This is a genomic window from Novosphingobium sp. FG137, assembly GCF_057809735.1.
Window position 1 is genome coordinate 283,180 of the sequence record NZ_JBMDKN010000006.1, and the last position, 12,139, is coordinate 295,318.

A 12,139-nucleotide genomic window follows, 5' to 3' on the forward strand; every position below is an offset into this window, starting at 1 on the left:
TAGCGACCTTCAATGCATTTGCGCTGGTGCCTTTCGGCGCACATCCGGAGCATCGGGCATGAGCGCCGCCGCCCCGGTCGTGCCGGTTTCCATCGGCAGCAGCGCGCAGCTGCTCGCGTTTGCGCTGGTCATCGTGCTCGTCGGCAGCCTCACCTGGTGGCGCACCCGCGTCGGCCACGCCCATAGCGACAACGAGGACCGCGAATTCTTCCTCGCCGGCGGCAGCCTCACCTGGGTCTATGTCGCCGGTTCGATCACCATCACCAATCTCGGCACCGAGCAGCTCGTCGGCGCCAACGGCAACCAGATGCTGCTCCTCGCCTGGTGGGAACTCGCGGCCGTGTTCGGCTTGCTCATCCTCGCCTTCGTGTTTGTGCCGATCTACTACCGCTACCAGTGCGTCACGACGACCGAGTTGCTCGAGCGCCGCTACAACGACGATCGCATCCGCACGATGATCTCGACGCTGTTCCTCTTCGGCAACCTGTTCATCTCGATGCCTAGCGCGCTCTATACCGGCGCGCTGTTCCTGCGCAGCGTGTTCGGGATCGATTTGCCGCTGGTCATGGTCGGCTTCTGCATCGCGGCGCTCGGCGCGGGCTACGGCGTGCTCGGCGGTCTGCGTGCCGTCGCCATTTCCGAAACCTTCAGCGGGGCAAGCCTGCTGTTTATCTGCCTGCTGCTCGTGTTCCTGTCATTGCAGGCCATCGGCTTCGATTTCTCCGGCATTCCGGCGGAGCGACTGACACTTATCGGCGATAGCAATTCGCCCATTCCCTGGCACACGCTGCTGACCGGCATGCTGTTCATCCAGATCTTCTACTGGTCGACCAACCAGGCGATCACCCAGCGCGCCATGGCCTCTCCTTCGGTGCGCGAGGCCCAGAAGGGCGTGCTGGCCGCCGCAGCGATCCGGCTGATGATCGTGCCGGCTATCGTCGTGCTGCCCGGCATCGTCGCCTACAAACTCTACGGCAATGTCCACGATGCCGCCTTCGGCAAGCTCGTCGGCAATATTCTTCCGGGCTGGCTCGCGGGCACTTTCGCCGCGATCCTCGTCACCAGTGTCGCCACCCACTTCGTGGCGATCCTCAATTCCTCGGCCGCGCTCTACATCTGCGACATCCACCAGAAGTACGTGAACCCGAAGGCCAGCGTGCGCACGCTCAACATTGCGGCTTCGGCGGTCATGATCCTGATCGCGGTGGTGCTGATCCCGGTCTACGCGAACGCCGTCAGCATCATTAACCTCTTGCAGCAACTGAACGGCCTGTTCTCGATGCCGATCCTCTCGGCCTTCATCGTCGGCCTGCTGTTCCGCGATGTCGATGCCCGCGCGGCCATCGGCGCGGTCGTGTTCGGCATTGCGCTCTATGCGTACTTCACGTTCGTCCACGCGCCGTTCGGCCTGCACTACATCCACCTGATGTTCGTGACGCTGTGGTCCTCGATCGCATTCTCGCTGGCGGTGAACCGGTTCATCTTCGGCAACCGGGCGAGCCTCGTCCGCTTCTGGCAGCGCAACAATGCGGGGGCGCCGGACGCTACCAACATCTGATCCGGCGCGGCCCGCAGCTCAGGATTTGGCGGTGACTTCGGCCTCGCCGATCAGGATAAGCACATCGCCGATCAGCCGGCGCATGGCGCAGCGCGCGCCATCGCTGTCACGCTTGAGGATCGCATCATAGACCGCACGGTGATCCTCGATGCTGGCCGAGCGGCCCTTGATCCGGTTGGTGAAATGGATCGAGGTGGCCAGCGCGCTCGCCACCATGTCGCGGAATTGCTTGTAGAACGGGTTGCGCGAACCTTCGAGCACGGCAACGTGAAAGGCAATATCGGCGGCCAGCGTGTTGTCAGCTCCGGCTTCCGCCGCAACCATCCGGGCAAGCCCCGCCCCGATCGCCGCGCGCTCCGCATCGGTGGCCTGCATTGCCGCCAGCGCCGCTGCCTCAGGCTCGATCGCAACGCGCAGCTGGTTGAAATGGCGCAGCAACTCGACCGAAAACTTGCGCTCCAGCAGCCAGTGCAGAACATCGCTGTCAAACAGGTTCCACGAGGACTGCGGTTGGACAATCGTCCCCTGTCGCGGCCGGGCGCTGAGCAGGCCCTTGGCCGTCAGCATCTTGACCGCTTCGCGCGTCACCGCGCGGCTTACACCATGCTTGCGGGCCAGTTCGGCTTCGGTCGGAAAAGCGACATTGTCGTACTCGCCAATGACGATAGCGCGGCCGATCACGTCGAGCATGCCGTACGTCAGGTTCCGGCCAAGGCTGGTGCGCATTTCAGAGGGGAAGGTGTCGGTCGTGATGGCGCTGACTTTCCTGTTCACCAAGCGGGGTAAGGATTACGCAACTGGAGCGCATAATTCAATTCCTCCTGATATCAAAGTCAGATAGATATGATAATTAGATGAACATGGAACCGGAACGGACCTTGCAAGCTGCCACCCTTGCGGTCGATTGGGGCTCGACCAATCGCCGCGTCTTCGTGCTCGCGGCGGATGGAACCGCCCTGGAAACCGCGCAGGATGACCGAGGAATCCTCGCAATGGGCGGCAGCGGCTTTGCCGCCGAAGCCGCCGCCATGCGCGCGCGCTGGGGTGATTTGCCAATGCTCTGCGCGGGGATGGTCGGCTCAAATCGCGGCTGGATCGACGCAGGTTACGTCGCCGCGCCCGCCAGCCTTGCGGAAATTGCGGCCAAAGTTCACTGGGTGGAACCTGGTCGCACCGCCATTGTCCCCGGCGTCTCGCGCGGCGCCGATGGCGATGGCCGGGCCGACATCATGCGCGGGGAGGAAGTCCAACTCCTCGGTGCTGCCGCCGCCGGTCTCGTTGCCGCCGATGCATGGCTGTGCCAGCCAGGCACCCACGCCAAATGGGCCCGGCTGCAAGGCGGCAATCTGGTCGATTTCACCACCGCGATGACCGGCGAGATCTTCGCCCAGCTTGGTCGCGGCGGTCTGCTCGCCGATGGGCTCGACGGCGAAGTGCGCGATGGCGCCGCATTCCGAGAAGGCGTGCAGGCCGCACGCGGCGGCGATCTCCTTGCCCGCCTGTTCGGCGCCCGCGCCGCCATGGTGCTCGGCAAGCGCGCCCGCGAGGATCAGGCCTCGTATGTCAGCGGTCTGCTCATCGGCAGCGATTGCGACGCCCGTCTCGCCAACGATTTCGCCCCCGCCCGTGCCGACGGGGTGGACGTCCTCGCCTCCCCCGCACTGGGTGGCCTCTACCTCGCCGCGCTCGATGAACTCGGCTGCAAGGCCCGGCTGGTCGATAGCCACGCCGCCTTCCTCGCCGGGATCACCCAGATCTGGAGCCTGCTGCAATGAACACTGCCCAATCCTTCGACACCGCATTCGCCGCGATGCCGCTTGTCGCCATCCTGCGCGGGCTCACCCCCGAAACGGCAGATGACGTCGGTGACGTGCTGGCCGACGCGGGCTTCACGCTGATCGAAGTGCCATTGAATTCCCCGCGCCCGCTCGAAAGCATCGCGCGGCTGGCGAAGCGCCTCGCAGGCCGCGCGCTGGTCGGCGCCGGGACGGTGCTCGATGTCGCTGCGGTCGAGGCCGTGGCGGAGGCGGGCGGCACGCTGATCGTCTCGCCCAACACCAACACGTCCGTGATTTCCGCCGCCGCCGCGCGCGGGCTCATCCCCGTGCCCGGCTTCCAGACGCCGAGCGAAGCCTTCGCCGCGCTCGAAGCCGGCGCGCGCGCGCTCAAGCTGTTCCCCGCCGAAGCCGCCAGCCCCGCCGTGCTCAAGGCGATCCGCACCGTGCTGCCCGCTGGCACGGCCGTTCTCCCTGTCGGCGGGAATTCGCCCACGAACCTGGCCCCCTGGCACGCCGCGGGAGCCGCTGGATTTGGCATCGGCTCCGCGCTCTACAGCCCCGGCGTTACCCCCGAGGAATTGGCCGGACGCGCCGCCGCCTTTATCGCCGCCTACAAGGCACTCTAGCGCTTCAGATGGAAGATCAGCGCTGTGCCGGGATGCAGGCGCGGCGGCTGAAACCCGGCCTGCATCAGCGCCGCGCCGCGAAACCGCCCGCCGTCCCTCAGCGGCCATTCCGCCTTGAGGCGCGGCGGCCAGACGACTTTCAGTTCATAATCCGCCGCCGGATCAAGCCCCGCCAGCCGCAACGGCTCGGCGAAATAGCCGCGCTGCTCTTCTACCATTGTGTAGGAAACGAGCGCCTCGCTGCCGTCCTCAGCCACGATTGCAAAGGCATTCACGCCTTCTGCCGCGTCGATCCGGTGCAGCGCGCCCGAATGAATCAGCGCGCGGTGCGCCTTGTGCAGCGCCACCCCGGCGGCAAGATCGGCGGTTTCCTGCGCATCGAGCTCGCCAAGGTCCGCCTCGATGCCCATATGGCCAAACAGCGCGGTTGCCACCCGCAGCGGCATCGAAAGCTGCCGCCCGGTGATGTGGCAGCGCGTCGGCCCGACATGCGCGCCCATCAGCTCGGCCGGGAAGAAATGCGAAAAGCCGCGCTGGATCGAAAGCCGGTCGAGCGCATCGTTGGAATCGCTCGTCCACACCCGGTCGGTCCGCGCCAGCACGCCAAAGTCCGCGCGCCCACCGCCTGATGCGCAGCTCTCGATCTCCACCGCCGGGAACTCCGCCCGCAGCCGGTCAAGCACCTCGTAAAGCCCCACGACATGCGCCGTAGCCCCCGGGCGCCCGTCCGCACCGCCCGGCTGGCTGAGATCGCGGTTCATATCCCACTTGAGGTAGGCGATCGGATATTCCTCCAGCAAAGCCGCCACATCGCGGAACATCCGCTCGCGCACCTCCGCCCGCCCGAAATCGAGGACCAGCTGATGGCGGAACGGGATCTGCGGAGCAGGCGGCGTCCCCAGCACCCATTCGGGATGCGCGCGGAACAGGTCGCTGTCCGGATTGACCATTTCAGGCTCGACCCACAGGCCGAATTCCATGCCGAGCGAGCGGACTTTCTCGATCAGCGGTCCCAGCCCTTGCGGATAGACGTCACGGCTGACCTGCCAGTCCCCCAGCCCGGCGCGGTCGCTGCGGCGGCTGCCGAACCAGCCGTCATCAAGCACGAAGCGCTCCACCCCCACTGCCGCCGCGCGCTCTGCCAGCGCCATCAGCTTCGCGGTATCGTGGTCGAAATAGACCGCTTCCCAGCTGTTGTAATGCACCGGTCGCGGCTTTGCGCGCAGGCGCCGATGCTCGTGCCGGGCGCGCAGATATGTATGGAACTGGCGCGAAACCGCCCCCAGACCGGCATCCGATACGGTCGCGTAGATCGTCGGCGTTTCCAGGCCCGCGCCCGGTCCCAGCACGATCTCGCCGGGAAGATAAAGCGCCTCCATCGCCACCGAACGCCGCCCGTCTGCCAGTGACTCGACCGAAAGGCGGTGGTTGCCGCTCCATCCGAGATGAAAACCATAGGCCAGCCCGCGCGTCTCGTTCGTATCGCGCTCGGTGGCAATCAGCCCCGGAAAAGCATCGTGGCTGGTGCGCCCACGCCGATTCTCGCGCAGCCAGGTGCCCATCGAAAGTTGGTGCCGCTGCAGCTGGAACTCGCCTGACCAGCGCCCCTCGAACCCGATGATCTCGCGCACAAAGCCGGGTAGCGGGATGACCGGTGCCGCCAGATGATCGACCTGCAGCGGCTCTGCGTTGCGATTGATCAGCGCGGTTGTCGCAGCCAGCACATCGCCCAGAAGCCGCAGTTCGTGGACGAGTTCGATGCCATGCGCTTCATCCCGGCTGGTGAAGACCAACCGCTTCGCGCTTTGATCCACATCGGCCAGCACGGCATAGCTCGCCCAGTTCAGACCGCCGCGATGCGCGGCGAGGCCGGGCCTGCCGGGAAAGCCCTGCCCCGCCTGCGGCGTCAGCGCGAGCGGCGCTTCGATGGCGGGCGAAGCATTGGCTTCCGCCCGTGCCGCCAGAGCCGAAAGCTCTTCCAGCACCAGATCATCCGGCAACCGCGGCCCCCAGTACCGCACCGCTGGCGTGCCAGCGATAACCTCCACCACCAACGTGACGTTCGCGCCATCGAGACGATAAGCAGCGGAAAAGGATGCGGTCATGGAGAGCTTTCGGTAGCCAAACGGCATTTGTATGATAAATGATCTTGCCCGGTTACCGCTGACCAGCGTTGGCCTGCAACTCATTTCTGAAACTCTGAATAAACCGAAGGATCGGCCCCCTATGCTTGGCGTCTGCTACTATCCCGAACACTGGCCCGAAGCGTGGTGGGAAGAGGACGCAAAGCGGATGGCCGCACTCGGCCTCACTTACGTGCGCATCGCCGAGTTTGCGTGGAGCCGGATCGAGCCCGATCCCGGCCGGTTCGAATGGGACTGGCTGGACCGGGCTATCGAAACGCTGGGCAAGGCGGGCCTCAAGGTCGTCATGTGCACGCCCACCGCCACCCCGCCCAAGTGGCTGATCGACCTTTATCCCGAGATCCTCCCCGTCGATCCCGAAACCGGCCGCACGCGCGGCTTCGGCTCGCGCCGCCACACCGATTTCTCCAGCCCCATCTGGCACCGTGAAGCGATGCGCATCAGCACCGCCGTGGCCGAGCGCTATGGCGAAAATCCCCATGTTGCCGGCTGGCAGACCGATAACGAACTGTGCTGCCACAACACTGCGATCAGCGCCTCACCCGCGGCGCTGCAGGGTTTCCGCATCTGGTGCCGCGAGCAGTATGGCGATATCGCCGCGCTCAACGCCGCATGGGGTAATGTCTTCTGGTCGATGGAATACCGCAGTTTTGACGAGGTCGAGATGCCCGTCGGCGCGGTCACCGAAACCAGCCCCGCCCACCGCATGGCCTGGCGCCGCTATTCGTCCGACATGGTGGTGCGCTTCCATGCCGAAATGATCGCCATCATCCGCGCCCATTCGCCCGGCCGCTGGGTGACGCACAACTTCATCCCGATGCCCGAAACCGGCGTCGACAACCACGCGCTCGCCGCCGATCTCGATTTCGCGGCCTATGACAACTACCCTCTCGGCCGCGCGGATCTCGCGCTGGCGAAGGCCCCTGCTTCCGATTTCGCCCCGCTGATGCGCACCGGCCACCCCGATTTCCAGGCCATCCTTTTCGATCAGACGCGCGGCCTCACCGGACGGCCATTCTGGGTAATGGAGCAGCAGCCGGGGCCGGTGAACTGGGCCAATCACAATCCCCGCCCCGCCCCCGGCATGGTGCGTCTATGGTCGTGGGAAGCCTTCGCGCACGGCGCAGCGGTCGTCAGCTTCTTCCGATGGCGGCAGGCACCCTATGCGCAGGAACAGATGCACGCAGGGCTGCTGCGCCCCGATTGCACCGAGGCCGAGGCATGGCCCGAAGTTGAACAGCTCGCCGCAGAACTCGGCGCGATCGATCTGCCCGCCCCGACCAAGGCGCCCGTCGCGATCATCATCGATCACGAATCCGATTGGCTCGGCCAGATCGAGCAGCAGGGCCGCGGCTACGACTATCAGAAGATCCTGACCGCGTGGTACGGCGCAACCCGCCGCCTCGGCCTTGATGTCGATTTCGTCGCACCCGGCGCGGACCTTTCCGGCTACGCCATGGTGCTCGTCCCCGCGCTCGCCCTGCCGACCGCTGAAGCCGCTGCGCGCCTGCAGGCCGCCAACGGCCTTGTCCTCATCGGCCCGCGCTCGGGCGCCAAGACGCACGACGTCACTATCCCCGAAGGCCTTGCGCCCGGTCGTCTGCGTCCGCTCGTCCCCATCCGCGTGCTGGCGGTTGAAACGCTACGCCCCGATTGCCCGGGTTCGATCACCATCGGCAACACATCCTTCGCCAGCGGCCTCTGGCGCGAGACGATAGAGGCCGGCAATTGCGAGGTACTCGGCCGCTACGAGGACGGCGCGCCCGCCATGGTCCGCCACGGCAAGGTCCACTACCTCGCCACCCTCCTCGAAGACGCGGCGCTCGATGCCATCGTGCAGGCAATGGCCACCGAAGCAGGCCTCGAGACCACGCCGCTTGACGGCATGCTGCGCATCCGCCGCCGCGGCGATCTCACGTTTGCGATCAACTACGGCGCCGAAGCAGCCGAAGCCCCCGCGCCGGACCATGCGGTCTTCCTGCTCGGCAGCCGCACCGTGGCCCCGCGCGACCTTTCCATCTGGCGTGCGGGCTGAAACTGCTCAGAAGGCGAACGGATCGGTCTCGGTCCGTTCGCCGAGCAGGAACGCATCGGCCACCAGTGTCAGCGGACGCAGATCGCAGTCGCTTTCTCCGGCGGCAACCAATTCCGCAAACTGCCGGTAAAGCGCAGGGTACTCGCCGATCCCTTGCGCAGCCTGCTCCACCCCGTCGATCCAGAGCCGCGCCCCGCCTTCGGTCAGCATAAGGGTGCCTGCGTCGGTCTCGATGGTAATATCCCAGCTCTGCGGGCCCGTCTGCCGGAAATCGAAATCCGCGCTCACCGGCGCGGATTCATCATGCACCAGGTCCAGCGCCGCCGCGATCGGCGCCCCGCGCCCCGCCGGAAAAACAAGCCGCGCTCCGTCCAGACGCAGAGGGCCGGGCAGGATTGCCGTGACAATCGACAGCGCGTTTATCCCCGGATCGAACACGCCGAGCCCACCCGCCGCCAGGATCCATTCCTGCCCCGGATGCCAGACGCGAATATCCTCGCGCCAGACGATGCTGGCCCGCGCGATCTGCTTGTCCGCCAGCCACGCCGCCGCAGCTGCCACACCATCGGCATGGCGCGAGTGCCAAGTTGCGAACAGGCTCCGCCCCGCAGCAGCCGCTTGGGCCCGCAACTGATGCACTTCCGCCAAAGTCGCACCCGGCGGCTTTTCCAGCATTACATGCAGGCCCGCTGCCAGAGCCTCCGCCGCGATTCTGTGCCGCCCCACCGGCGGTGTGCAAAGCGACACCGCATCGATGGCCAGCCCGCTTTCAATCAGCGCCGCGATATCGGTAAAGTTCGGCACGCCCTCGACACGTCCGTTGCGGCTCACCGCTGCCGCCAGCTCGAAGCCCGCCTCGGCGGCAATTGCCGGCAGATGCTGGTCGCGCGCGATCTTGCCGATACCGACGAGCGCCAGTTTGAGGGGTTGGGCCATTGGGGAACTCCGGGCTGGATAATTTTATCAGATATATATGCTATAAGACGAAAATTGGCTATCGCACAGCCGATGATGATGCATCATCATTGCTGGAGCGGTGGAGGCTCGATCCCGGCAGATGGCGGCAGCAGACCGCCCCTTGCCGGAACCGATGGCAGCCGTGTGGTGTGGGACAATGAACAGGGTCGCCGGCAGGTGGCATTCCTGGCGCTAGCTCGGCGAAGGCTCATCGATGGCCTGCCGAAACTTGCGCGGTGCGCGTGATGACTTGGGGTAGAATTCGCATGACAGAACAGAACAAAGAGTCCCTTCCCCCTCGCCTGCGGTCGCGCGCCTGGTTCGATAATCCCGGCAACCCGGATATGACCGCGCTCTATCTCGAACGCTATCTCAATTTCGGCCTCTCGGTCGCCGAACTGCAATCGGATCGCCCGATTATCGGCATCGCGCAGACTGGCAGCGATCTTGCCCCCTGCAACCGCCATCACCTCGTGCTTGCCGAACGCGTACGCGATGGCATCCGCGATGCGGGCGGCATCCCCATCGAATTTCCGATCCATCCGATCCAGGAAACCGGCAAGCGGCCGACAGCGGCGCTTGATCGCAACTTGTCCTACCTCAGCCTCGTCGAAGTGCTCTACGGCTACCCCATCGATGGCACGGTGCTCACCATCGGCTGCGACAAGACCACGCCGGCTTGCCTCATGGCTGCAGCCACCGTGAACATTCCAGCCATCGCGCTTTCGGTCGGCCCGATGCTCAACGGCTGGTTCAAGGGCGAGCGCACCGGTTCGGGGACCATCGTCTGGAAAGCGCGCGAAATGCTCGCTGCCGGCGAAATCGACTATCGCGGCTTTATCGAACTCATCGCCTCCTCCGCGCCATCGACTGGCTATTGCAACACGATGGGCACGGCGACGACGATGAACTCGCTGACCGAAGCCCTCGGCATGTCGCTGCCCGGCTCGGCAGCGATCCCCGCGCCCTATCGTGATCGCCAGCAAGCCGCCTACGAAAGCGGCCTCGCCATCGTCGAGATGGTCCGCGCAGATCGCAAGCCTTCGGACATCATGACCCGGGCCGCCTTCCTCAATGCCATCCGCGTCAACAGCGCGATCGGCGGTTCGACCAATGCGCCGATCCATCTCAACGCCATTGCACGGCACATGGGCGTCGAACTCTCGCTCGACGACTGGCAGGACCACGGCGCCGGCATCCCGCTGCTGGTGAACCTGCAGCCCGCGGGCGAGTACCTTGGCGAAGACTACTACCGCGCAGGCGGCGTACCCGCCGTCGTGGGTGAACTGCTACGCGGCGGCCTGCTTGATGGCAGCGCCCTCACCTGCAATGGCCGTACGGTCACCGAAAACTACGCCGACGCGCAGATCGAAGATGCCCGCGTGATCAAGCCGCTGGCGGAGCCGATGCTCGCGAATGCGGGTCTGACGGTCCTGACCGGCAACCTCTTCGAATCCGCAGTGATGAAGGCCAGCGTGATCTCGGACTCGTTTCGTGCCCGCTACCTCTCTAACCCCGATGATCCCGAAGCCTTCGAAGGCCGGGCCATCGTGTTCGAGGGGCCCGAAGACTACCACGCCCGCATCGACGATCCCGCCCTCGGCATCGACGAGCACTGCCTGCTCGTCATTCGCGGCGTTGGCCCGATCGGCTATCCGGGCGGCGCCGAAGTCGTCAACATGCGCGCGCCCGCAGCTCTGATCCGCGCCGGCATCGACGCGCTCCCCTGCATCGGCGATGGTCGCCAGTCCGGCACTTCGGGAAGCCCGTCGATCCTCAATGCCGCGCCAGAAGCGGCTGTGGGCGGCGGCCTTGCCCTGCTCCAGACCGGTGACCGCATCCGCATCGACCTCAAGCGCCGCACTGCGGAAATGCTGGTGCCGGATGAAGAACTGCAGCGCCGCCGCGAAGCGCTTGGCGGCTCCGGCCAGACCGAGGTTCCTGCAGCGCAAACGCCCTGGCAGGAACTCCATCGCGAAATGACCGGCCAGTACCCCGGCGGCGCTGTGATCGAATCCGCGGTCAAGTACCAGCGCATCGCCCAGACCCGCGGCCTTCCGCGCGACAGTCACTGAGCCATGACAGCTGTCCGCCCGATCCTGCGCGATACCCGCGATGTCCTCGGCGAGGGCCTCCTGTGGAGCGCGCGCGAGAATGCATTGTTCTGGACCGACATCCTTGGCCGCAAACTGTGGCGGATGAGCCTTGCGGACAAGCGGATCAGCCACTGGAACATGCCCGAGGCAATCGGCTGGATCATCGAACGCGCGAGGGGGGGCTTTGTCGTCGGCCTGCAATCGGGCTTCTATCACCTTGATCTCGAACCGTTCCGGCTCGAGCTGATTGGCAACCCGCAACCCGAGCGACCAGGCAACCGCCTCAATGACGCCAAGGCGGATGCGCGCGGTCGGATCTGGGCCGGATCGATGCCATTTGCCGATCAGCCGTCTACCAACTGGCCGGCCAGCGGCGCGCTCTATTGCCTCGATCCTTCGGGCGAGATCACCCGGCACGACGATGGCATCACCATTGCCAACGGCCCGGCATTCAGTCCCGATGGCACGGTGATGTATCATACCGACAGCCGCATCGGGCAGGTCTGGAAATTCGCCCTGCAGGCAGACGGCACCCTCGGCCCGCGTGAACCGCACCTGCAGTTCGACACCAGCAAGGGTGCGCCGGATGGCATGACCTGCGATCGCGAAGGGGGTCTGTGGATCGCCTTCTACAACGGCGCAAAGGTCGCCCGCTTCCATCCCGACGGTCAACTCGACCGCGAGATCGCACTGCCCACGCCGCAGATCACTAATGTCTGCTTTGCCGGCGCCGATCTCTCGCGGATGTTCGTCACCTCTGCGGGAGACGGCCGTCCGGACGATCCGCTGGCCGGCACGCTATTCGAGATCGAAGCGGGCGCTGTCGGTGTTCTGCCCCATCAGTTTCTCGGATAACCCATAGCCTTCAGCCCTGCACGGCGATGGGTGCCGTGCGGGCATCCGCAGACAACAAAAAGCCCCGCGTCCTTTTGGACCGGGGCTGTT

At 65.6% G+C, this 12,139-nt stretch carries 9 protein-coding genes; 6 read left to right on the plus strand and 3 right to left on the minus strand.

What is annotated here, in order from left to right:
• Positions 1-58: 58 nt before the first annotated feature.
• On the plus strand, positions 59-1,558 hold the full coding sequence (locus ACODS2_RS18085; protein WP_489000064.1) for an SLC5 family protein: 1,500 nt from the start codon (positions 59-61) through the stop codon (positions 1,556-1,558).
• 18 nt (positions 1,559-1,576) lie between these two features.
• Here the strand turns inward: ACODS2_RS18085 and ACODS2_RS18090 are convergent, their stop codons facing one another.
• On the minus strand, positions 1,577-2,284 hold the full coding sequence (locus tag ACODS2_RS18090) for a FadR/GntR family transcriptional regulator (protein WP_298167042.1): 708 nt from the start codon (positions 2,282-2,284) through the stop codon (positions 1,577-1,579).
• Between the two features lie 128 nt (positions 2,285-2,412).
• On the opposite strand from ACODS2_RS18090, the gene ACODS2_RS18095 reads away from it, so the two are divergent.
• The gene (locus ACODS2_RS18095; protein WP_489000065.1) at positions 2,413-3,333 is read left to right on the plus strand and encodes a 2-dehydro-3-deoxygalactonokinase; all 921 of its coding nucleotides are present in this window, start codon (positions 2,413-2,415) and stop codon (positions 3,331-3,333) included.
• Positions 3,330-3,962: a 2-dehydro-3-deoxy-6-phosphogalactonate aldolase gene (locus tag ACODS2_RS18100; protein WP_489000066.1), complete on the plus strand. Its 633-nt coding sequence runs from the start codon at positions 3,330-3,332 to the stop codon at positions 3,960-3,962. Before ACODS2_RS18095 ends, ACODS2_RS18100 begins: the two co-directional genes overlap by 4 nt.
• Here the strand turns inward: ACODS2_RS18100 and ACODS2_RS18105 are convergent.
• On the minus strand, positions 3,959-6,067 hold the full coding sequence (locus ACODS2_RS18105) for an alpha-galactosidase (protein ID WP_489000067.1): 2,109 nt from the start codon (positions 6,065-6,067) through the stop codon (positions 3,959-3,961). The two genes, ACODS2_RS18100 and ACODS2_RS18105, sit on opposite strands and share 4 nt — an antisense overlap.
• 121 nt (positions 6,068-6,188) lie before the next feature.
• Here ACODS2_RS18105 and ACODS2_RS18110 point away from each other — a divergent pair, with 121 nt between their 5' ends.
• The gene (locus tag ACODS2_RS18110; protein WP_489000068.1) at positions 6,189-8,141 is read left to right on the plus strand and encodes a beta-galactosidase; all 1,953 of its coding nucleotides are present in this window, start codon (positions 6,189-6,191) and stop codon (positions 8,139-8,141) included.
• Between the two features lie 6 nt (positions 8,142-8,147).
• On the opposite strand, the gene ACODS2_RS18115 is transcribed toward ACODS2_RS18110, so the two are convergent.
• Entirely contained in the window at positions 8,148-9,077 is a 930-nt protein-coding gene (locus ACODS2_RS18115) for a Gfo/Idh/MocA family protein (protein WP_489000069.1), read from the minus strand.
• Positions 9,078-9,364: 287 nt separating this feature from the next.
• Here ACODS2_RS18115 and ACODS2_RS18120 point away from each other — a divergent pair, with 287 nt between their 5' ends.
• Positions 9,365-11,173 carry an IlvD/Edd family dehydratase gene (locus ACODS2_RS18120; protein ID WP_489000070.1) on the plus strand — a complete coding sequence of 603 codons (1,809 nt, stop codon included), beginning with the start codon at positions 9,365-9,367 and terminating at the stop codon, positions 11,171-11,173.
• 3 nt (positions 11,174-11,176) lie between these two features.
• Complete coding sequence (locus ACODS2_RS18125) at positions 11,177-12,049, plus strand: SMP-30/gluconolactonase/LRE family protein (RefSeq protein WP_489000071.1); 873 nt, start codon at positions 11,177-11,179, stop codon at positions 12,047-12,049.
• The last annotated feature ends 90 nt before the right edge of the window (positions 12,050-12,139 follow it).

Bases quoted from the DNA above. Each gene is read 5' to 3' on its own strand.
- ACODS2_RS18085 (WP_489000064.1), top strand. From the start codon at position 59: ATGAGCGCCGCCGCCCCGGTCGTGCCGGTTTCCATCGGCAGCAGCGCG.
- ACODS2_RS18090 (WP_298167042.1), bottom strand. From the start codon at position 2,284: ATGCGCACCAGCCTTGGCCGGAACCTGACGTACGGCATGCTCGACGTG.
- ACODS2_RS18095 (WP_489000065.1), top strand. From the start codon at position 2,413: ATGAACATGGAACCGGAACGGACCTTGCAAGCTGCCACCCTTGCGGTC.
- ACODS2_RS18100 (WP_489000066.1), top strand. From the start codon at position 3,330: ATGAACACTGCCCAATCCTTCGACACCGCATTCGCCGCGATGCCGCTT.
- ACODS2_RS18105 (WP_489000067.1), bottom strand. From the start codon at position 6,067: ATGACCGCATCCTTTTCCGCTGCTTATCGTCTCGATGGCGCGAACGTC.
- ACODS2_RS18110 (WP_489000068.1), top strand. From the start codon at position 6,189: ATGCTTGGCGTCTGCTACTATCCCGAACACTGGCCCGAAGCGTGGTGG.
- ACODS2_RS18115 (WP_489000069.1), bottom strand. From the start codon at position 9,077: ATGGCCCAACCCCTCAAACTGGCGCTCGTCGGTATCGGCAAGATCGCG.
- ACODS2_RS18120 (WP_489000070.1), top strand. From the start codon at position 9,365: ATGACAGAACAGAACAAAGAGTCCCTTCCCCCTCGCCTGCGGTCGCGC.
- ACODS2_RS18125 (WP_489000071.1), top strand. From the start codon at position 11,177: ATGACAGCTGTCCGCCCGATCCTGCGCGATACCCGCGATGTCCTCGGC.